The organism is Burkholderia sp. (genome assembly GCF_018375725.1).
Taxonomy (GTDB): Bacteria; Pseudomonadota; Gammaproteobacteria; order Burkholderiales; family Burkholderiaceae; genus Burkholderia.
Genome location: NZ_JAHACR010000053.1, coordinates 1 through 18361, shown reverse-complemented (window position 1 = coordinate 18361; position 18361 = coordinate 1). Strand labels below are relative to the sequence as shown.

Here is an 18361-nt window from a genome sequence, read left to right as displayed (position 1 = left end):
ATGCTGGCGGCGATGGCGGCCACCGTGGCGGCCGGACCGGATGCAGGCAGCGGGGCGCGCGGCGTCAGCGGTGCAGCGGCGCCGCCGCGCATGCCGGCCTTCGGATCGAGGACGAACTGGACATCGATCGGCGCCTTCCAGAAATCGCGGGCCAGATCCGAGATCCGGCCCGAAAACTGGCTCTTGACCCAATCCAGCTTGAAGCGGTTCGGTGCGGCGATGGACAGCGTGTTCGCTGCGGCATCGAAAGCGACCGGGGCCAAGGGTTTGATCCACGTCACGTACTGCTGGGGCGTCAATTCGCGCTCCAGCAGGGCGGAACAGTGTTGCCAGAAATCGTTCATCAAGTTGCGGTCGTTATTTCGGTGCACAATGGCTCGCCGGCGCCCTTGTCGCGAATGCGCAACAAGGCCCGAAGCGGTCGTGCGAGCATGTCTCGGGCGCCTGCGTCACAGAGGATTCCGGAGGCGGGCGCGAGCCGAAGCGGCGTGCGGGATTCTTGGAGATAACGCGAGATTCTACCGCCAAAAGCGGTCACAGCGTGAGTTATCCACAGGGGTGTCGTGTGGGTCGCGGGGCCGGATCATATCCACAGGCGGCCATCGAATCGCTTCTAACGTATTGACCGTCAAGAGAAAAACGGTTTAAATAACGGGTTCCGCGAAAACCAATCCTGTATTTCCGGCGATTGCGTTCGCCCGAAGGCCTTGGTGTAAGGGCACGCGGTCCCTGATTTCCCGACATTCTCGAACAAGTGAGAGCATCATGAAACGTACCTACCAACCGTCCGTGACTCGCCGCAAGCGCACCCATGGCTTCCGTGTCCGCATGAAGACGGCAGGTGGCCGCAAGGTCATCAACGCTCGCCGCGCGAAGGGCCGCAAGCGCCTCGCCATCTAAGGCGGGTTGCGCGCTGTGACCGCCGTCCGCAGTCCTGCGGGCAAGGCTGCTGTCGAGCCGGGTGCGAATCCGTTGCAAGCGAAAGCCGTCTTTCCCAAAGCTGCGCGACTTCTGAAAACGGATGAATTTTCATCCGTTTTTCGTTTGCGTCCGTGGCGGCGCTCCGCGCACTTCGTGATCTACGGCAAGCCGACGGGCCAGCCCTCGCGTTTGGGACTGGTCGTCGGCAAGAAGTACGCGCCGCGCGCAGTGACGCGCAACCTGGTGAAGCGGCTTGCACGCGAAGCGTTTCGCGTGCGTCGGGCCGAGTTCGCCGGGTTCGACCTGTTGCTGCGGCAGCACACGCGCTTCGACAAGAAGGTGCATCCGAGTGCGGCATCCGCCGCGCTCGGGGCGATGTGCGCCGACGAGATTCGCGAGCTGCTCGACAAGGCCGCCCGGGAAATCGTGCGCCGCACGGCGAAGCCCGCGTCCGAGTGACGCATTCGCTCGCCGTGGCGGCGTTCGCGCCTGCCCGGCCGGCTCTGACATGGCGCCGAACCTGCGCTGTCTTGCTATGCAAACGGTATTGATCGCCTTGCTGCGCTTCTACAAGGTTGCCGTGAGTCCGCTGCTCGGCAACCGTTGCCGTTTTTATCCGTCTTGTTCGGATTACGCGCGCGAGGCAATCCAGTATCATGGCGCCGCGCGCGGCACGTATCTTGCCGCCAGGCGACTATGCCGGTGCCACCCGTTTTCCGCGGGCGGCATCGATCTCGTTCCGCCGCCCACCTCCGACACGCGCGCTCGCGGCGATGCCGAAGCGCAGTCCCATCGACTCTGAGACAACGCATGGATATCAAACGCACCGTCCTATGGGTGATCTTCTTCATGTCAGCTGTCATGCTGTATGACAACTGGCAGCGATCGCACGGACGCCAGTCGATGTTCTTCCCGAACGTCACGCAGACGACCAACGCGACTGCCGCAAGCGGCGCGTCCGGCGCGGGCACGACGACCGCCGGCGATCTGCCGGCCGCGACCGCCGGCGCTGCGCCCGCGACGACCACGCCGGCCGCGCAGGCCCAGCTGGTGAAGTTCTCGACCGATGTATACGACGGCGAGATCGACACGCGCGGCGGCACGCTCGCGAAGCTGACGCTGAAGAAGTCCGGCGGCGGCAAGCAGCCCGACCTCTACATCACGCTGTTCGATCACGGCGCGGGCCACACGTACCTCGCGCGCACGGGCCTGCTCGGCGGCGACTTCCCGAACCACAACGACGTCTTCACGCAGGTCGGCGGCGCAACGACGCTGCCGGGCGACCAGAACACGCTGAAGCTGTCGTTCTAGTCGCCGGTCAAGGGCGGCGTGAAGGTCGTGAAGACGTATACGTTCACGCGCGGCAGCTTCGTGATCGGTGTCGACACGAAGATCGAGAACGTCGGCACAGCGCCGGTGTCCCCGACGGTCTACATGGAACTCGTACGCGACAACACGCCGGTCGAGACGCCGATGTTCTCGCACACGTTCCTCGGCCCGGCGGTCTACACGGATGCGAAGCATTTCCAGAAGATCGACTTCGGCGATCTCGACAAGGACAAGGCCAGCTACGAGAAGTCCGCGGATAACGGCTGGGTCGCGATGGTGCAGCACTACTTCGCATCGGCCTGGATTCCGCAGCAGGGCGCGAAGCGTGACATCTACGCTGGCAAGATCGATCCGACGCTGTACCGCGTCGGCGTGAAGCAGCCGGTTGCGGCGATCGCGCCGGGCCAGTCGGTCGACGTGTCGGCGCGCCTGTTCGCCGGTCCGGAAGAAGAGCGCATGCTCGAAAGCGTCGCGCCGGGTCTCGAGCTGGTGAAGGACTACGGCTGGGTGACGATCATCGCGAAGCCGCTGTTCTGGCTGCTCGAGAAGATCCACGGTTTCGTCGGCAACTGGGGCTGGGCGATTGTCCTGCTGACGGTGCTGATCAAGGCGGTGTTCTTCCCGCTGTCGGCGGCGAGCTACAAGTCGATGGCGCGCATGAAGGAAATCACGCCGCGCATGCAGGCGCTGCGCGAACGCTTCAAGGGCGATCCGCAGAAGATGAACGCCGCGCTGATGGAGCTGTACAAGACCGAGAAGGTCAATCCGTTCGGCGGCTGCCTGCCGGTCGTGATCCAGATTCCGGTGTTCATCTCGCTGTACTGGGTGCTGCTCGCCTCGGTCGAAATGCGCGGCGCGCCATGGATTCTGTGGATTCACGACCTGTCGCAGCGCGATCCGTTCTTCATCCTGCCGGTGCTGATGGCCGTCTCGATGTTCGTGCAGACCAAGCTGAACCCGACGCCGCCGGATCCGGTACAGGCCAAGATGATGATGTTCATGCCGATCGCATTCTCGGTGATGTTCTTCTTCTTCCCGGCGGGTCTCGTGCTGTACTACGTCGTGAACAACGTGCTGTCGATCGCACAGCAGTACTACATTACCCGGACGATCGGCGCGAAGAAGAAAGCCGCCTGACGGTAGCCGGTGCGGGGCGGAGCGTATCCGCCCGCGTGACCGGCCCGGTCGATGAGAAAAAGCCGCGTGGCCTCGTGCCACGCGGCTTTTTGTTTTGAGGAGACCGGTTGCGGACGGCCTTGCGAATGGTCGGTCGCGACTACCCGTTTCGAAGGCGCTGTTGCGGACGGCCGGTTGCGGACGGCCGGCGATCCGGATGAGGCGGTTTTCGGCAGCCCGACGCCGTTGCGCTGCTCAGCGCTTGGCCATCTCGCCGTAAAACTGCTCGATCAATTCCTGAACGAGGTAACGGTGATGCGGCGACAGCGCCTCGATTTTCGATGCGAGCTCGATCGTTTCGGGTGTCGGCGGATAGCGCTCGTCGCGCGGCAGCGGTTGGGGTGTCGAGCGCGCGGCGGCATTCGGCGGCGGCCCGTAGTGCAGCCAGTGGAGATCGACGCGGAGCCAGTCCGCGAGCGTCTTCAGCTTGTCCTGCGTCGGAATCGTGCGCCCCGTCAGCCATTTGTGCGCCGTTTGCGGCGATATCGGGTGCTCGCCGTGATGGCGGAGATTGAAATGCAGCGCAAGTTCCGTCGCGCCCGTGACTTTCTCCGGGCTGCGCAACAAGGCGAATTTCAGACGTTCCGTGAACGCCGATTTTTCTTCGGGTGTCGGCATGGCTCGATTGTGCATTTCGACCGACACGCCCCAGACAACCGGCAGGGATAACATTATCTCATTAAAGGTAATGCCGGGCTAACACCGGGTTGCGCGGATGGTATTGAAACGACCGCATTCCGCTGTCGAACGGCATATCAACCTGGAGCCGGCGCCGGCAGGCTCGCATCTATCTATGATTTATCTTATCTTAATTGAGATAAGCTGGCGGCGGTCCGAACCCGCGATCCGATCCCGATGCGGGCGGTACCGAAGACGCCGGCACGCTACAATGCCGGCGTTCCGATGTCCGCGCTGCCGCGCGGGCCGGCCGTTTTCCTGCCAGACCATCCGACTGCCATGCTTGCTACCGATTCCGATCCGATCGTCGCCATTGCCACCGCTTCCGGCCGGGGCGGGATCGGTGTTGTCCGGGTGTCGTTCGGGCGAGGCGGCGAAGCGGCGGCGCTGCCGCTGATCGACGCGTTGTGCGGGCAGCGTCTCTCGCCGCGTCATGCGAGCTACGTGCCGTTCCTCGATGAGCACGGCGCGCCGCTCGATCGCGGCATCGCGCTTTATTTTCCCGCGCCGCATTCGTATACCGGCGAGCATGTGCTCGAACTTCAGGGGCACGGCGGTCCGATCGTGATGCAGCTATTGCTGCAGCGTTGCCTCGATGCCGGGCGCCAATTCGGTTTGCGGCTCGCGGAGCCGGGCGAATTCACGCGGCGTGCGTTCCTGAACGACAAGCTCGACCTTGCGCAGGCCGAGGCGGTTGCGGACCTGATCGAGGCGAGCACCGAGGCGGCGGCGCGCTCGGCCGGCCGCTCGCTCGACGGCGCGTTCTCGCGGCAGATCCATGCGCTCGTCGACGACGTGATCAACCTGCGGATGCTGGTCGAAGCGACGCTCGATTTCCCCGAAGAGGAAATCGATTTTCTCGAGGCGGCGGATGCGCGCGGCAAGCTTGCGCACATCCGCGCGCAGCTCGCGCATGTGCTCGGCGATGCGCGGCAGGGCGCGCTCTTGCGCGAGGGGTTGTCGGTCGTGCTCGCGGGGCAGCCGAACGTCGGCAAGTCGTCGTTGCTGAACGCGCTGGCCGGTGCGGAGCTCGCGATCGTCACGCCGATCGCCGGCACGACGCGCGACAAGGTTGCGCAGACGATTCAGGTCGAGGGGATTCCGCTGCACATCATCGATACGGCCGGGTTGCGCGAGACCGAGGACGAAGTCGAGCGGATCGGCATTGCGCGCACGTGGAGCGAGATCGAGCTGGCGGACGTCGTGCTGCATCTGCTCGACGCGCGTTCGGGGATGACGGCCGACGACGACTCGATCGCGGCGCGGTTTCCCGAAGGCGTGCCGGTGGTGCGGGTGCTGAACAAGACGGACCTGACCGGTGCGCCGGCATCGGTCGTGCGCGCGGACGGCGCGGCGGGCAAGGATCTCTGCGAAGTGCATCTGTCGGCGAAGCGCGGCGACGGGATCGACCTGCTGCGCGGAGAATTGCTGCGGATCGCTGGCTGGCAGGCGGGTGCGGAAAGCGTGTATCTGGCGCGCGAGCGGCACCTGATTGCACTGCGCGCGGCGCAGGATCATCTGGCGCAGGCGGCGGATCACGCGGCGCAGCGGGCGCAGTCGCTCGACCTGTTCGCTGAGGAGTTGCGGCTGGCGCAGGAGCAGTTGAATTCGATCACCGGCGAGTTCACGTCGGACGATCTGCTCGGGGTGATTTTCAGTCGATTCTGTATCGGGAAGTAGTCGCGAAGCACACGGCGCGATTGCCAGGCGCTGCCCGACGCGTTCGCGCATGCGTCTCCCGCATCGGAACGCATTGGCACGCGTGCGAGGCATGCCGAATCACGCCTCGCACGCGTCAGCGATCTCAGTCCCAGTCGCGATGATGATGGTGGTGATAGCCGCCGCCACCGTAGTAGTAGCCGTCATACGGTGCGACGATGCAGCCGCTCAGCAGCGTGGCGGCGGCGACACCGAGAATCAGTAACAGGGTTTTCATGGCGCGTCACCCGCTCAGGATCAATGTGCGCCCAGCATAGCGAGCGCCCCGCGCCGCGGCTGTAAGAAATGGTTTCCCAACGATGCGTTGCGTAACGGCGCATTATCGCCGCCGTCGTCAGCGATCAAACGGTCGCGATCCGGTTGCGGCCAGTATCCTTCGCGCGGTACAGCGCGCCGTCGGCGGCTTCGATCAGTGCATCGGGCATGGTCAGTTCGCCCGGATCGGCCGTCGCACAGCCGACGCTGACGGTCACGCGCCCGGCAGGCGTATTCTCCGCCAGGTTGAGCCGCAGCACCGCTTCACGCGCCTCTTCCGCGACGAGCCGCGCGCCGCGCGGCCCGGTGTTCGGCAGCACGATCGCGAACTCCTCGCCGCCGTAGCGCGCGACGAGATCCGCCGGCCGGTGCACGACGCCCGTCAGCGCGCCTGCGATCGCGATCAGGCAGGCATCGCCCTTCACGTGACCGAACGCATCGTTGTAGGCCTTGAAGTGATCGACGTCGACCATCAGCAGCGACAGCGGTTCGTTCTGCCGCCGCGCCTGCAGAAACAGCAGATGGAAATGGTCGTTGAAATGGCTGCGGTTGTAGACGCCCGTCAGGCCATCGCGCACGGATGAGCGCAACAGCGTCGTGTGCGCTTCGAACAGGCGCTGATAGAGCACCGTCACCTCCCATGCGAGCACGCATACGATGACGCCGGGCGTGAACATGCTGAATACGCGCGCGAGATACCAGCCGACCGTGAAGCGGCTTGTGGTCATCAGGTTCAGCGTGGTGTCGGTGAGGCATGCGAGCACGGCGATCGCGAGCCACAGGTCGAGTGTCGTGCGCAGCCTGCCGGTGTACAGCACGGCGGCGACGGCGGCCGCGTTGACTGCCCACACGGCGAACACCGTTGCGCCGACCGGCAGCACGCTTGCGTCGCCGGGCGGCCGGAATGCGGGCGGCAATGGCGCCTTCACGGCGAGCAGGCACAGCAGCGCAGCGACGACGGCGGGGCCGCCGACCAGTGCGATCGTCCACCAGCGGGTTCGCTGGGCGCTGATGCTCACATGGGCCAGACGCTCGCGCGCGAGCAGCGCGAGCATCACGAAACCGGGAAAGCCTGCATGCCAGAAGATCCACATCCACGCAGCGCTTTGCGGGCGCGCGCCGAGCAGGCCGTGCGGCGCGAACACGCCGGGAAACGTCAGCAGCTGCAACGCGACGGCGAGTGCGGTGAAGGCGTAGGCGCCGCCGAGCGCGCCGAGCACCGGTTGCCGCGTCACCGTGAATTGCGCGGCGAGGAAGAATGCCGCGAGGCACGCGGTCGTAAACACGGTCAGCGCGCACATCGGCATGAACGGTTCGACGACGGGCAGATCGACGTTCGCATTGGGTGCGGCGATCCCGAGCGCGAACGCGATCAAGAGTGCCGTCAGCGCACCGAACCATAACTGCCGGCGCGAGGTGTGCTGGATCAGAATGCCTTCCATGTACTCTCCGCGATTGCGCGCGTCCGCGTCCGAACGACGGATCCGGATGTGTGCGTCGTGGCGGCCGCCCCGGCCGGAATGTCCAACGGATATGTCGCGATCGTATCGCGTCGGCCGCCCGGGTTCAAACCCCGAGCCCCGGCCCGTAGTTGCCGGCGATCCAGTGCGTGACCGCGTCGATATCCGCGTAATCCTGCTCGGGGAGCCCGTCGAGCATGGTCAGCACGTCGTTGCTCGCGCCCGCATCGCGTGCGGCATCGACGATCGTGTCCTTGTTCGCGGGATAAATGACGGCGGCGAGCACGTCGGCGATCTGCAGGTCGATTGTTTCGTGCGGAATATCGGGCTTCCGGGGGGATGGCATGTGCTTCACGTCGTCGCCTCGCGATCGGATCGAAACGGTGTGTGCCGTTGCGAGACGTCGCCATACCCGGCCGGCGTGCGCGAACCGGCAGCGGTGAGGGTATTTAGTGTCCGCGCCGCACCCGTCGCCACGGGTGCTTCCAGTCGATGTGCGGTGCGGTTTCGTCGCGCGGATGCTGGCGCCGATGTTCCTGCCAGAGTTCATCGGAAAACAGTACAGCCACGATCACGAGCGGCAGCACCAGAAAGACACCGAGAATCACTTGCTCGATCACGATAGCCTCCATGACGACGCCAGGAACCCTTTTTTTATTTTAGGCTCTGAACCGTGCTCACGTTCGTTTTCTTACGGTGTGTAACGGGGTCTGTCGGGCATGCACCGGACAGGCGCGTTTCGCATTCCGGCAACGCATGACATAAGGATCATTACCATGCAACTACAAGACAAGACATTCACGTTGTCGCTGCGGCCGCTCGAACGTCAGGATCTGCGCTTCGTTCATGAACTGAACAATGACGCCAAGATCATGCGCTACTGGTTCGAGGAACCTTACGAAACCTTCGCAGAGCTGTCGCAACTCTACGACCAGCACGTGCATGACCAGCGCGAGCGCCGTTTCGTCGCGGTCGACGCGGCGGGCGAGCTGGTCGGCCTCGTCGAACTGATCGAACTCGATTACATCCATCGCCGCGGCGAATTCCAGATCATCATCGCGCCGCAGTGTCAGGGGCGGGGCTATGCGGGCCAGGCGACGCGTCTCGCGGTTGCGTATGCATTCAAGGTGCTGAATCTGCGCAAGCTCTACCTGATCGTTGATACGTCGAATGCGGCGGCGATCCACATTTACGAGAAGTGCGGATTCCGGCGCGAAGCCGAATTGATCGAGGAATTCTTCGGTAACGGGGCTTATCACAACGCGTACCGGATGTGCATGTTCCAGCGCGATTACTTCGAGCTGCAACACGCGGTTTGACGCGTTGCAGCGGTGCCGGCCCGGCGGTATGCGGGCGGTGGGCATGCCGGGTATTTCCTGACCCGGCGTCGTCCCTGTATCCCGGAACGCGTGCCGCGGCGATGCGCCGGGCGGCGCCTTTCGAATGACTTTATGTGCGGCGCACCAAAATGCGCAGGATAGCGAACCGGGTAATCCGACCCGTTCAACGGGAACGATGACGTTTCGCGGAGCGCCTTGCCGGACAATGCGTTGCGGCAGTCGCGCTGATAGATGGGGCTGGATCGCGTGGATTGTCGCCCGTGGAAGCGGGCTGCGCGCGTGGCGGCCCCGGGCGCGGCTGTTGCGATCGCACAACTAATTCGCTTGCTATCGTCAGGCGGTTTCCTACGATCGAAAACGCGGGTTCACGATCACCTTTAAACACATAGCTAACCTTGGCTTGGTGCCCGCGAGCATGGAGACCGAACATGATGAAGCGAACCGGTGTTTTTCTTGCGCTTGTCGGTGCATTGGCGGTCGTGTCGATCGCCCGGGCAGAAGGCGACAGCGTCAAGCCGCGGCAGGAAATCCAGCTGACGGGCAACGCATGGGGCTGCCTGTCGAAAGATAATCTGGATTCCGTATTGAGTCATGAGCGGGACGGCCAGTCGCAGGCAAGGCAGCAGTACTTCGACGACTACCGTTGCCTGTCGGTGCCGGAGGGCCAGCGCTTTCGTGTCGTGGCGGTCGATGAGGGCGACGTGCAATTCGTCAGCGCGGACAACAGCGATCAGCAAGGTCTCTGGACCGATTCGCGCTTCATCAAGAAGTAACGCCTGATCTCCTGAATGCATGCGCCGTCCGGTTCACGGGCCGGCGCGGCGAACGCGGCCCGGCTGCATGCCGGGCCGTTGCGCTGTGCGTATCACGCGGCAGTCGCCGGGCTTTCGGTACCATCACGGCCCGACCCGAATCGTTGCCCGTCAGGGCCTCCCCCGCATGGCGCTCAAATCCACGATCTACAAAGCCGAACTGCAAATCGCCGACATGGATCGGCATTACTACGCCGATCACGCGCTGACGGTTGCCTGCCATCCGTCCGAAACCAGCGAGCGGATGATGGTGCGCATCGTCGCATTCGCGCTGTTCGCACACGAGCGGCTCGAATTCTGCAAAGGACTGTCGGACACCGACGAGCCGGATCTTTGGCAGAAGGACCTGACCGGCGCGATCGACGTGTGGATCGATGTCGGCCAGCCCGACGAGCGTCGCATCGCGAAGGCGGCCGGCCGCGCCGGTCAGGTGACGGTGATCGCATACGGCGGCAGGACGTCGGATATCTGGTGGCAGGGCGTGCGCAGCAAGGTCGAGCGGCTGCGCAACGTGCAGGTGCTGTCGCTGGCCGACGGCGTCGCGACGGCGCTCGGACGGCTCGCCGAACGCACGATGCGGCTGCAGTGCACGGTACAGGACGGCGCGGCATGGATCTCGAGCGCGGATCACGACCCGGTCGCCGTCGAGTGGACGACTCTCAAGGCGCGCGCCGACGCGTGACCTGTCGGCGGGGCGGCCGCGCTTACGCGGCGGACGGCGAAGGCCCTTTCAACTCCAGCATGTTGCCTTCGGGATCGAACAGGTAGATCGACGGACCGTAGCCGTCGGCGCCGTAGCGCTCCTGGGTTGCGCCGGGCTGTGCGCCGTGGGCGGCGAAGTGCGCGGTGAGCGCCTGCGGATCGAACGGCTCGATGCGCAGGCATAGATGATCGAGATTGCGTCCGGCGCCGGGCGGCCCGCTGTCGGGGCGGTCGATTTGTGCGCCGACGGCCAGCAGGTCGATCAGCGCATCGCCTGCGCGCAGCTGCACGAGGCCGAGATCCGGCTGTTCCTTTTCCACGCGGCAGCCGACGGCATCGCAGTAAAAGCGTGTCATCGCGGCCATGTCGGTCACGCGCAGCACGACGTGATCGATTCCGCGGATGGTCGGTTTCATGAACGGGCGCTCCTTCGCAGGCCGGTTTCATCGAGTGTAGACCAGGATGCCGGCAGCGCCCGAGCGAACGAGGCAAAATCGATGGACGAAAAAAAGCCCGTTCCGGAGAACGGGCTTAATCCATATCAGGAGGAGACATGGAGGAGACAGATCCAACTATACACATCGCAATGGTGCGTCGCAATAAATTTTGTGCAAAAAAACGTCAGGGCGGCGATCTGTCGCACCTCTGCGCCGCATCAAATGTACGGTGACACGATGGCGATTCGTTCATGGTGGATCCGGCCAGGCCGCTATGGTGCGCGGGGCGCCCGTGTCGCGACAGCGAATGACAGAGCAAGAATCAGGGCGCCACGGTGCGCGCCGCTGGCTAGAGTAGGCACCGTCTACACTGAGAATGCGAGGCTACGATGAAATCCGCCTATTCGACCGACGACGCCCGATGGGCGGCCGTGACGGGCCGCGATCCCCAGGCGGACGGGGCGTTCTATTACGCCGTGCGGACGACCGGCGTGTTCTGCCGTCCGACCTGCGCGTCGCGGTTGCCGCGGCGTGAACATGTGACGTTTTTCCACGATACGGCCGCCGCCCGCGCAGCCGGGTTCCGGCCGTGCAAGCGCTGCCAGCCGGAAGGGTTGCCGCGCGAGCTCGAACTCGTCAATCGCGCGTGCGCGGTGCTCGATGCGCATCCGGAGCGGCTCACGCTCGCGCAACTGAGCGATGCGGTCCATGTCAGCCCGTTCCATCTGCAGCGGCTCTTCAAGCGGGTGGTCGGCGTGTCGCCACGCCAGTACCAGGCCGCGCAGCGCGGCGCGGCGCTCAGGCAAGCATTGCAAAGCGGGCAGCCCGTGACGCAGGCGGCCGTCGACGCGGGATTCGGTTCGCCGTCGCGGCTCTATGCGTCGGTGCCGCGCGAGCTGGGAATGGCGCCTTCGGCGTTCCGTCGCCAGGGCGCGGGCCTCAGGATCGATTACGCGACCGCGCAGACCTCGCTGGGTACGGTGCTCGTCGCCGCCACGGCACAAGGCATCTGCCGGATCGCGTTCGGCGACGATGCCGGACAGCTCGTCGACGCGCTGAAGGACACGTTCACGCGGGCCGAACTGGTCGAGTCGATGGAGCGAATCGCACCGTTCGTCGCGCAGATCGACGCCTACCTGGACGGCACGCGCCGCACCTTCGACCTCCCGCTCGACATCGCGCCGACCGCATTCCAGCAGCGTGTATGGGCGGCGTTGACCAGCATTCCTTACGGCGAGACACGCAGCTATACGGACATCGCCGATGCGCTCGGCGCGCCGCGCGCGGTGCGGGCGGTCGCATCCGCTTGCGCGTCGAATCCGGTCGCGCTCGCGATTCCCTGTCATCGTGTCGTGCAGAAAGGCGGCGCGCTTGCCGGGTATCGCTGGGGGTTGCGCCGCAAGGCGGCGCTGCTCGCGGCCGAGGCGGATCGTACGCGTGGCGAGAGCGCCCTCGCAGAGGACCACGCAGCGTGAGCACCGCCATCCTCACCGCAAATGGCGCCTGCGCGTCGCCATCCGCGCAACTCGAATTGCGTTTCAGGGCGCCCTACGACTGGGCGCGTGTGCTGCGTTTCTTCAGCGGGCGGGCCATTCCCGGCGTCGAGCAGGTGACGGACGGCGTCTATCGGCGGATCGTCGAGCATGGCGGCGAGCCGGGCCGGCTGACCGTGCATCGCCATCCGCGCAAGCACTGCCTCGTCGCCACCGTCGAAGGCGCGGCCGCCAGCCATGTCGACGACGCATTCGCCCAGCGGATCGCGGCGATGTTCGATCTCTGCGCGGATCCGGCCGCCATCGGCGCGCAATTGTCGCGCGACCCTTGGTTCGCACCGCTCGTTGCCGTCGCGCCGGGGTTGCGGGTGCCCGGCGCGTGGTCGGGCTTTGAGTTGGCGGTGCGCGCCATCGTCGGTCAGCAGGTCAGCGTGAAGGCGGCGACGACGATCGTCGGCCGGCTCGTCGCGCGCGCGGGTGAGCGCGTCGCGTCCGGGGACGATGATTTGCCGGCGTGGCGCTTCCCGACGCCCGATGCGCTCGCGGCGTGCGATCTTGACGGGATCGGCATGCCCGGCAAGCGGGCCGCGGCGTTGGCCGGGATGGCGCGCGCGGTCGCGGCGGGCGACGTGCCGCTCGATCCGGCGCATGCGGATCTGGCGGCGCTGCGTCAGGCCTGGCTCGACTTGCCCGGCATCGGCCCGTGGACGGTCGAATACATCGCGATGCGCGCGTGGCGCGATCCGGATGCGTGGCCCGCGTCGGATCTCGTGCTGATGCAGTCGATCGCCGCGCGCGATCCGGCGCTCGACCGGCTGGCGAGCCAGAAGCGTCGCAGCGAGGACTGGCGGCCGTGGCGTGCGTACGCGGCGCTGCATCTGTGGAACGACGTTGCCGATCGGGCCGGCGCGGCGCGGGGCGGTTGAGCCGGCGTGCATCGGCGATGATGCGTGAATGCAAACGGCAAACTCCGCCCCCGTCTTTCCTCCGCAGCAGTCCGAAATCCGACCGTCGCGCAAAGTCGCTTGCGTGGTGCGTTCGGCGTTCCAGCAGACGTTTCGCCGCGGCCGCGTCGCCATACGCGTATGCCGTCCTGCGCCCTGTCGGGTTCGGCGCGCCTCGCCCGGCGCCGCCTCAAGCGCGCGTCACGACGAGATGTTAAAGTGCCCGCTACCCACTAAGCGACCGACAATCCTGTCCGGCCACGCGTGAGCGTTCCACGCGCGGCTGGCCCGCACTTGCGCATCCATGCCGAACACCATGACTTTCCGCCAGACCGATTTGCTGCTGACTCGCCTCGACGCGCTGAGCACCGGCCCGACGCGACAGCATCTGCCCGACGGCCTGCGCGGCATCGAGAAGGAAAGCCTGCGCGTGACGCGTGACGGGATGATCGCGCTCACGCCGCACCCGCGCGTGCTTGGCTCGGCGCTCACGCATCCGTCGTTGACGACCGACTATTCCGAGGCGTTGCTCGAACTGATCACGCCGGCCGAGCCCGACGCGTCGCTGACGCTCGAACGTCTCGACGAACTGCATCGCCTGGTTTATGCATCGCTCGGCGACGAGATGCTGTGGAACGACTCGATGCCGGGCCTGCTGCCCGCCGACGACGAGATTCCCATCGCCGATTACGGCACGTCGAACATCGGCCGATTGAAGACGGTGTACCGGCGCGGTCTCGCCTATCGTTATGGCCGCACGATGCAATGCATTGCCGGCATCCACTACAACTACTCGCTGCATGAGGAAGTGTGGCGTCGCCTGCATGCGGAAGAGGGGTCGACCGCCACGCTCGTCGACTATCAGTCGGAGCGCTATCTCGCGCTGATCCGCAATTACCGCCGCACGAGCTGGCTGCTGATGTATCTGTTCGGCGCGTCGCCGGCGCTCGACGCGCGATTCCTGCGCGGCCGGCCGAATACGCTCGAGTCGTTCGATGCCGACACGCTGTACCGTCCGTATGCGACGAGCCTGCGGATGAGTGATCTCGGCTATTCGAATACGACCGCGCAAGCGGCGCTGCAGGCAGACTACAACACGCTGCAAGGCTACCTCGATGCATTGTCGAAGGCGGTGAGCGAGCCGTATCCGCCCTATGAGGCGATCGGTACACATCGCGACGGCGAGTGGATTCAGATCAACACGAACGTACTGCAGATCGAGAACGAGTTCTACTCGACGATCCGGCCGAAGCGGGTGACCTACTCGGGCGAGCGTCCGCTGCACGCGCTCGCGTCGCGCGGTGTCCAGTACATCGAAGTGCGCTGTCTCGACATCGATCCGTTCGAACCGACCGGCATTTCGCTCGAGACCGCACGTTTCCTCGATGCGTATCTGCTGACGTGCGCGCTCGACGCGAGCCCCGCATTCGACGGCGATGCGTACAAGGAAGCCAATGCGAACTTCGGCAGCGTGACGATGGAAGGGCGCAAGCCCGGTCTCGCGCTGTCGCGCGACGGCAGTCCGGTCGCGATGCAGGCATGGGCGGACGAGGTGATGGCGAAGGTCGAGATTGTCGGCCGCCGTCTCGATGAGATCCGCGGCGACAATGCGCATGTGCGCGCGATTGCGGTGCAGAGGGAGAAGCTGGCCGATCCGGAGCGGACGCCGTCTGCACGCGTGCTGCGCACGATGCGCGACAACGGCCAGTCGTTCCTCGCGTTTGCGCGTGCGCAAAGCGAGGCGCATGCCGCGTATTTCCGCGCGCGGCCGCTCGCCGATGCCGATGCGCAGGCAGCTGCGGCGCTGGCCGCACAGTCGCTGGCCGAGCAGGCGGAGCTGGAAGCGAAGGAAGGCGGATCGTTCGATGCGTTTGTCGCGGCTTATCGCGCGTATACGCTGAACCGCTTCAGCGTCTGACGACGCGCGCGCCGATGCGCGACACAGCGGCACGTTGTGCCGCTGTCACTTGCCACTCCTGCGTCGCCCGCATTGCCGGTTCGCGTAGTGCGTCTGGCCGACAAACCGTTTCTGCAGACGACGCATCCGGCGATCAGATATAGACGAGGTCGAATGTCGCGAGACCGTCGAGCTTCTCGGCCGTGCCGGTACCAAGCACGCCCGCCGAGTTGAGCATCGCGCGGACCGTGATCGGGAATGTGAAGCGGGTGCCGTTCGTCGCGTTGGCAACGCCGCCGCCGACCACGTGCATGAGCGAACCCAAATTACCGGCGTTCATGCTGTTGACGGCCGTGTACTTGAAGCCCTTCGCGACGTACAGCCCGGTGTCTCCGGTGAACGTGGTCCCGATCGTTCCGCCCAGACCGCTTCGGGTAACCCAGAGGCCGTGCGAGCCATTGAACCCGGGGATCATCGCGGCGATCGCTTTGTATGTCGAATCGCCGATGCCACCCACAAGCGGCATCCAGTCGGACAACGACACGCCCGTCGTCGTGACCAGGTTCGTGACGCCCAGGAAGCTGTCGGAGCCGCTTACCTTGGCCGCGCCCAGTTGCATCGAATACGCGCCGATCTTCGCGCCCTTGGTCGACTTGCCAAGGCCGAAAAGCTGGTTGTTCCAGCCCATGATTCCGCCGCCCGGGCCCACCACGTTAGGCACGAGCCAGCTGCCGATCGTGTTGGCCGCGCTGCCGAGTTCGCCTTGGGTGACCTGCGTGCCTTCACGGTTGTCGGTCACCTTGAATGCGATGAACGACGGCGACGTGCAGGTGATCGTGAGCGTCGTGCGTTTCTCGCCTACCTGGGCGAAATCGGCGCGCGGCGTAACCTTGCCGAAATCGATGGTATTGCCACCGGCGAATGCCGGTGTGCAGGCGGGCGGAACGATCTGGCCGGTGATGGCCAGGGTCGTCGACTGTGCGAAAGACGACGGTGCGACGCTCGTCAGCACGGCGCCGATCGCGAGAGCCGCGGCAGACTGGATCAGATGAGTACGCTTCATAAATTTCTCATTAAAGTAGATTGCATTGGCGCGTGAAAGATCGCCCATGAACAATCGGAGAGAAAGTCTATATATTAGGTAATCCGATTTATATGAGCATCGTCTGAATTTGATATCAGATATAGAAATCGGATTCGGATAATTCGTAAAAACGGCCGTTAATCGGATCGCCTAGTGAAGCGATGTATCGAATTCGATCGCGAAAACGCACCGGCGTGTGTCACGGCGCCGGCTGCCGTGGCGGCGTGCCGGTGACGTCGATATTCCGTACGGCATGCTGCGCAGCTTTCGAGCCGGAGTTCGATGCAGCGGCCGGCGACGCAGGCGCTTCTGGCGCAACAGCGAAGTCGATGGAGGCCTGATGCGGCGTCGTCACGTAGCCGTAGCTCGTCGCCGGCTGGAATTTGACACTCGTTGCGCCGCCGTAGAGTTGAAGAAGCTCGGTGAGCTTTGCTTTCTCGTTGGCGTTGCCGCCGGGATTTTTTCCGTTCGCGGCAGGCGTCGCGTTGCCCTTCGGCATCATCACGTACGTCGATTGCCCGGGCAGGATGTAGGTGTTGGGCAGCATCGCGGGCTTCTTCATCGGCAGGATTTCCAGCGTGGCGCCGAGGCGGACCACGTAGGGGCTGTCGTTGGTCACGCGCAGCTTGCCGTCTTCCGCGCGCCATTTCAGACGCTTCCACGGTTCGCGTTCGATCGGCATGCCCTTCGGATGGATGATGACCGGCAGGTTCTGGCGGATCCGCACCGAAACGGTATTGAGGCTCGGGTCCTTGCGCTCGCCGATGCTGTCGAAGATCACCCGCGCGAGGCGTTCGGTCTTCAGCGGCGTACGGTTGGTCAGGATAAAGCGGACCAGCTGTGTCTGGCCGGGATCGACACGCGCGATCGGCGGTGTAACGGTGAACAGCGTTTCCTTGTCGTCGGGCACGTGCTCGACAATCGTGTAGAGCAGAGCGGGTTTGTCGTCCGTGTTCTTGACCTGCATCGTGGATTCTCCGTCGGCCTCGTCGATGAGGACGACGGAGGTGGCAGGGACCATTCCGCTTGCCCGTGCGAGCGACGGAGCGAAGGGCAGCAGGGAACAGGCGACGAGCAACGGCAGATATTTGATGGCGTTCATGGGCATCAGGTATGAAAGGGAAGGAGGGAAGGAATCCGGTGTGCGTCAACGGGGCGACAGCAGACGAAAGCGCGCGTCGGAGGTGACGGTGGTCGCCTGGTTCAACGGCGCTTCACCGGTGCGAAGGACGTCGATGCTTAGCGCGATATCGAGCTGTCTTCCGGCGATGGGTTGATCCGCGAGCGTCGGCGCGAGCGTGTCGCCGGGTTGATAGGGAAAAGGCGGAAAACCGGAACGCGGCGGCGCGGTCGGCGAAACGATGCGGGCGCCGACGGCCTTGCCGTCGAGCATGATCCGCGTGACGGTCAGCATGGCGCTCGCGACTTGTCCGAGCGGGATCGCGTCATTCGATGTGGACGTGGCGTCGAGCCGGACCGACAGCGGCTGCGCCCGATCGCAGCGAACGGTGAGTGTGCGTGCAATCGACGCGATCGGCCGCTCGATGGCGCCATGACCGTCGCCGATCCGCGCGCCGAAGACGCTGCCGAAATCGGCGCGTGCGTCGTCGAGATCGACGGTGCAGTCGTCTGCGTATGCGGTGGAGCCGGACGCGATCAGCACGGCGAGCAGGAGCGTGCGATGAAGAGGCATGAGCGTTCTCTCAGTGGACGTGAGTGTGCGTGCATAGCGCGTCGACGGTGGTCAACGCGGTGTCCTGATCCGAGCTGGCGGGCGGCTCGAAGGTCAGCCGGCATCGCTCGCCATTCGGCAGTCCGGCGAACAACGTGCCGGATGTGTGCCGCTCGAGAAATACCGTGCCGTCGCCGACTGACGTGGTCACGTACTTGTCCTGGTCGTCACGGATCGAGGTACCGAGTGGAAGCGGCTGGCCGTCGTGGGTGCGCACGTTGAGGAGAAGCCGGCTGATTTTTCTGAGGTGGACGCGGATGAAGTTGACGGACCCGCGGCCTGCCCTGAGTTCCGAATAGCCGTCCGTGACTTCGAGGTTGTGTGGCAACACCTTCGTCCGCACGATGGTGTTGGTTTCCGTATAGGCCGGCAGGCTGCCGAC

Annotated in this window: 21 protein-coding genes and 1 pseudogene; 11 read left to right on the top strand and 11 right to left on the bottom strand. The window is 64.9% G+C overall.

Annotated elements, in window-relative coordinates:
• A partial coding sequence (locus KH616_RS09465) for a DnaA N-terminal domain-containing protein (protein WP_292243574.1) occupies positions 1–344 on the bottom strand: 344 nt, incomplete at its 3' end.
• A gap of 421 nt (positions 345–765) precedes the next feature.
• On the opposite strand from KH616_RS09465, the gene rpmH reads away from it, so the two are divergent.
• The 4 genes and pseudogenes from rpmH (at position 766) to yidC (ending at position 3387) form a co-directional block, all read left to right on the top strand.
• Positions 766–900, top strand: coding sequence for a 50S ribosomal protein L34 (gene rpmH / locus KH616_RS09460; protein ID WP_004198824.1), 135 nt, complete (start codon positions 766–768; stop codon positions 898–900).
• Positions 901–915: 15 nt separating this feature from the next.
• Entirely contained in the window at positions 916–1380 is a 465-nt protein-coding gene (gene rnpA, locus KH616_RS09455) for a ribonuclease P protein component (RefSeq protein ID WP_292242185.1), read from the top strand.
• A 76-nt stretch (positions 1381–1456) separates the two neighbouring features.
• Entirely contained in the window at positions 1457–1723 is a 267-nt protein-coding gene (gene yidD, locus KH616_RS09450) for a membrane protein insertion efficiency factor YidD (RefSeq protein WP_292243577.1), read from the top strand.
• Between the two features lie 8 nt (positions 1724–1731).
• Positions 1732–3387: pseudogene (gene yidC / locus KH616_RS09445) on the top strand (membrane protein insertase YidC).
• 234 nt (positions 3388–3621) lie between these two features.
• On the opposite strand, the gene KH616_RS09440 reads toward yidC, so the two are convergent.
• Positions 3622–4044, bottom strand: a complete 423-nt coding sequence (locus KH616_RS09440) for a transcriptional regulator (protein ID WP_292243576.1) — start codon at positions 4042–4044, stop codon at positions 3622–3624.
• A gap of 339 nt (positions 4045–4383) precedes the next feature.
• On the opposite strand from KH616_RS09440, the gene mnmE reads away from it, so the two are divergent.
• Entirely contained in the window at positions 4384–5784 is a 1401-nt protein-coding gene (mnmE, locus tag KH616_RS09435; RefSeq protein ID WP_292242183.1) for a tRNA uridine-5-carboxymethylaminomethyl(34) synthesis GTPase MnmE, read from the top strand.
• A gap of 124 nt (positions 5785–5908) precedes the next feature.
• On the opposite strand, the gene KH616_RS09430 is transcribed toward mnmE, so the two are convergent.
• From KH616_RS09430 to KH616_RS09415, 4 genes are all read right to left on the bottom strand, one after another.
• The gene (locus tag KH616_RS09430; RefSeq protein ID WP_292242180.1) at positions 5909–6040 is read right to left on the bottom strand and encodes a hypothetical protein; all 132 of its coding nucleotides are present in this window, start codon (positions 6038–6040) and stop codon (positions 5909–5911) included.
• Between the two features lie 124 nt (positions 6041–6164).
• The gene (locus tag KH616_RS09425; RefSeq protein ID WP_292242178.1) at positions 6165–7520 is read right to left on the bottom strand and encodes a diguanylate cyclase; all 1356 of its coding nucleotides are present in this window, start codon (positions 7518–7520) and stop codon (positions 6165–6167) included.
• A 124-nt stretch (positions 7521–7644) separates the two neighbouring features.
• Positions 7645–7884, bottom strand: coding sequence for a DUF2795 domain-containing protein (locus KH616_RS09420; RefSeq protein WP_292242176.1), 240 nt, complete (start codon positions 7882–7884; stop codon positions 7645–7647).
• A 103-nt stretch (positions 7885–7987) separates the two neighbouring features.
• Entirely contained in the window at positions 7988–8158 is a 171-nt protein-coding gene (locus KH616_RS09415) for a hypothetical protein (protein WP_292242174.1), read from the bottom strand.
• 156 nt (positions 8159–8314) lie between these two features.
• On the opposite strand from KH616_RS09415, the gene speG reads away from it, so the two are divergent.
• The 3 genes from speG (at position 8315) to KH616_RS09400 (ending at position 10372) form a co-directional block, all read left to right on the top strand.
• Positions 8315–8857, top strand: coding sequence for a spermidine N1-acetyltransferase (speG, locus tag KH616_RS09410; RefSeq protein WP_292242172.1), 543 nt, complete (start codon positions 8315–8317; stop codon positions 8855–8857).
• 449 nt (positions 8858–9306) lie between these two features.
• Positions 9307–9651 carry a surface attachment protein Sap1 gene (sap1, locus tag KH616_RS09405; RefSeq protein WP_292242169.1) on the top strand — a complete coding sequence of 115 codons (345 nt, stop codon included), beginning with the start codon at positions 9307–9309 and terminating at the stop codon, positions 9649–9651.
• Between the two features lie 166 nt (positions 9652–9817).
• Positions 9818–10372 (top strand): YaeQ family protein, encoded by a 555-nt coding sequence (locus KH616_RS09400; RefSeq protein WP_292242167.1) that lies wholly within the window; start codon positions 9818–9820, stop codon positions 10370–10372.
• Positions 10373–10394: 22 nt separating this feature from the next.
• Here the strand turns inward: KH616_RS09400 and KH616_RS09395 are convergent, their stop codons facing one another.
• Positions 10395–10808, bottom strand: coding sequence for a VOC family protein (locus tag KH616_RS09395; RefSeq protein ID WP_292242165.1), 414 nt, complete (start codon positions 10806–10808; stop codon positions 10395–10397).
• A 410-nt stretch (positions 10809–11218) separates the two neighbouring features.
• Between KH616_RS09395 and ada the strand changes: the two genes are divergently transcribed.
• The 3 genes from ada (at position 11219) to gshA (ending at position 15184) form a co-directional block, all read left to right on the top strand.
• Positions 11219–12304, top strand: coding sequence for a bifunctional DNA-binding transcriptional regulator/O6-methylguanine-DNA methyltransferase Ada (ada, locus tag KH616_RS09390; protein ID WP_292242162.1), 1086 nt, complete (start codon positions 11219–11221; stop codon positions 12302–12304).
• Entirely contained in the window at positions 12301–13248 is a 948-nt protein-coding gene (locus KH616_RS09385; protein ID WP_292242161.1) for an AlkA N-terminal domain-containing protein, read from the top strand. Before ada ends, KH616_RS09385 begins: the two co-directional genes overlap by 4 nt.
• Positions 13249–13570: 322 nt before the next feature.
• Positions 13571–15184 carry a glutamate--cysteine ligase gene (gene gshA, locus KH616_RS09380; RefSeq protein ID WP_292242159.1) on the top strand — a complete coding sequence of 538 codons (1614 nt, stop codon included), beginning with the start codon at positions 13571–13573 and terminating at the stop codon, positions 15182–15184.
• Between the two features lie 133 nt (positions 15185–15317).
• Here the strand turns inward: gshA and KH616_RS09375 are convergent, their stop codons facing one another.
• From KH616_RS09375 to KH616_RS09360, 4 genes are all read right to left on the bottom strand, one after another.
• The gene (locus tag KH616_RS09375; RefSeq protein ID WP_292242157.1) at positions 15318–16226 is read right to left on the bottom strand and encodes a DUF1120 domain-containing protein; all 909 of its coding nucleotides are present in this window, start codon (positions 16224–16226) and stop codon (positions 15318–15320) included.
• A 220-nt stretch (positions 16227–16446) separates the two neighbouring features.
• A complete protein-coding gene (locus KH616_RS09370) occupies positions 16447–17349 on the bottom strand; it encodes a fimbria/pilus chaperone family protein (protein ID WP_292242155.1) in 903 nt (300 codons plus the stop codon).
• A gap of 45 nt (positions 17350–17394) precedes the next feature.
• Positions 17395–17940, bottom strand: a complete 546-nt coding sequence (locus tag KH616_RS09365) for a hypothetical protein (RefSeq protein WP_292242154.1) — start codon at positions 17938–17940, stop codon at positions 17395–17397.
• A 10-nt stretch (positions 17941–17950) separates the two neighbouring features.
• Positions 17951–18361: FimD/PapC C-terminal domain-containing protein (locus tag KH616_RS09360; RefSeq protein WP_292242153.1), on the bottom strand; the 411-nt coding region annotated here is incomplete at its 5' end.

Excerpts from the sequence above, each read along its gene's own strand:
- rpmH (WP_004198824.1), top strand. The coding sequence starts at position 766 with ATGAAACGTACCTACCAACCGTCCGTGACTCGCCGCAAGCGCACCCAT.
- yidD (WP_292243577.1), top strand. The coding sequence starts at position 1,457 with ATGCAAACGGTATTGATCGCCTTGCTGCGCTTCTACAAGGTTGCCGTG.
- KH616_RS09440 (WP_292243576.1), bottom strand. The coding sequence starts at position 4,044 with ATGCCGACACCCGAAGAAAAATCGGCGTTCACGGAACGTCTGAAATTC.
- mnmE (WP_292242183.1), top strand. The coding sequence starts at position 4,384 with ATGCTTGCTACCGATTCCGATCCGATCGTCGCCATTGCCACCGCTTCC.
- KH616_RS09430 (WP_292242180.1), bottom strand. The coding sequence starts at position 6,040 with ATGAAAACCCTGTTACTGATTCTCGGTGTCGCCGCCGCCACGCTGCTG.
- KH616_RS09425 (WP_292242178.1), bottom strand. The coding sequence starts at position 7,520 with ATGGAAGGCATTCTGATCCAGCACACCTCGCGCCGGCAGTTATGGTTC.
- KH616_RS09420 (WP_292242176.1), bottom strand. The coding sequence starts at position 7,884 with ATGCCATCCCCCCGGAAGCCCGATATTCCGCACGAAACAATCGACCTG.
- speG (WP_292242172.1), top strand. The coding sequence starts at position 8,315 with ATGCAACTACAAGACAAGACATTCACGTTGTCGCTGCGGCCGCTCGAA.
- sap1 (WP_292242169.1), top strand. The coding sequence starts at position 9,307 with ATGATGAAGCGAACCGGTGTTTTTCTTGCGCTTGTCGGTGCATTGGCG.
- KH616_RS09400 (WP_292242167.1), top strand. The coding sequence starts at position 9,818 with ATGGCGCTCAAATCCACGATCTACAAAGCCGAACTGCAAATCGCCGAC.
- KH616_RS09395 (WP_292242165.1), bottom strand. The coding sequence starts at position 10,808 with ATGAAACCGACCATCCGCGGAATCGATCACGTCGTGCTGCGCGTGACC.
- ada (WP_292242162.1), top strand. The coding sequence starts at position 11,219 with ATGAAATCCGCCTATTCGACCGACGACGCCCGATGGGCGGCCGTGACG.
- gshA (WP_292242159.1), top strand. The coding sequence starts at position 13,571 with ATGCCGAACACCATGACTTTCCGCCAGACCGATTTGCTGCTGACTCGC.
- KH616_RS09375 (WP_292242157.1), bottom strand. The coding sequence starts at position 16,226 with ATGAAGCGTACTCATCTGATCCAGTCTGCCGCGGCTCTCGCGATCGGC.
- KH616_RS09370 (WP_292242155.1), bottom strand. The coding sequence starts at position 17,349 with ATGAACGCCATCAAATATCTGCCGTTGCTCGTCGCCTGTTCCCTGCTG.
- KH616_RS09365 (WP_292242154.1), bottom strand. The coding sequence starts at position 17,940 with ATGCCTCTTCATCGCACGCTCCTGCTCGCCGTGCTGATCGCGTCCGGC.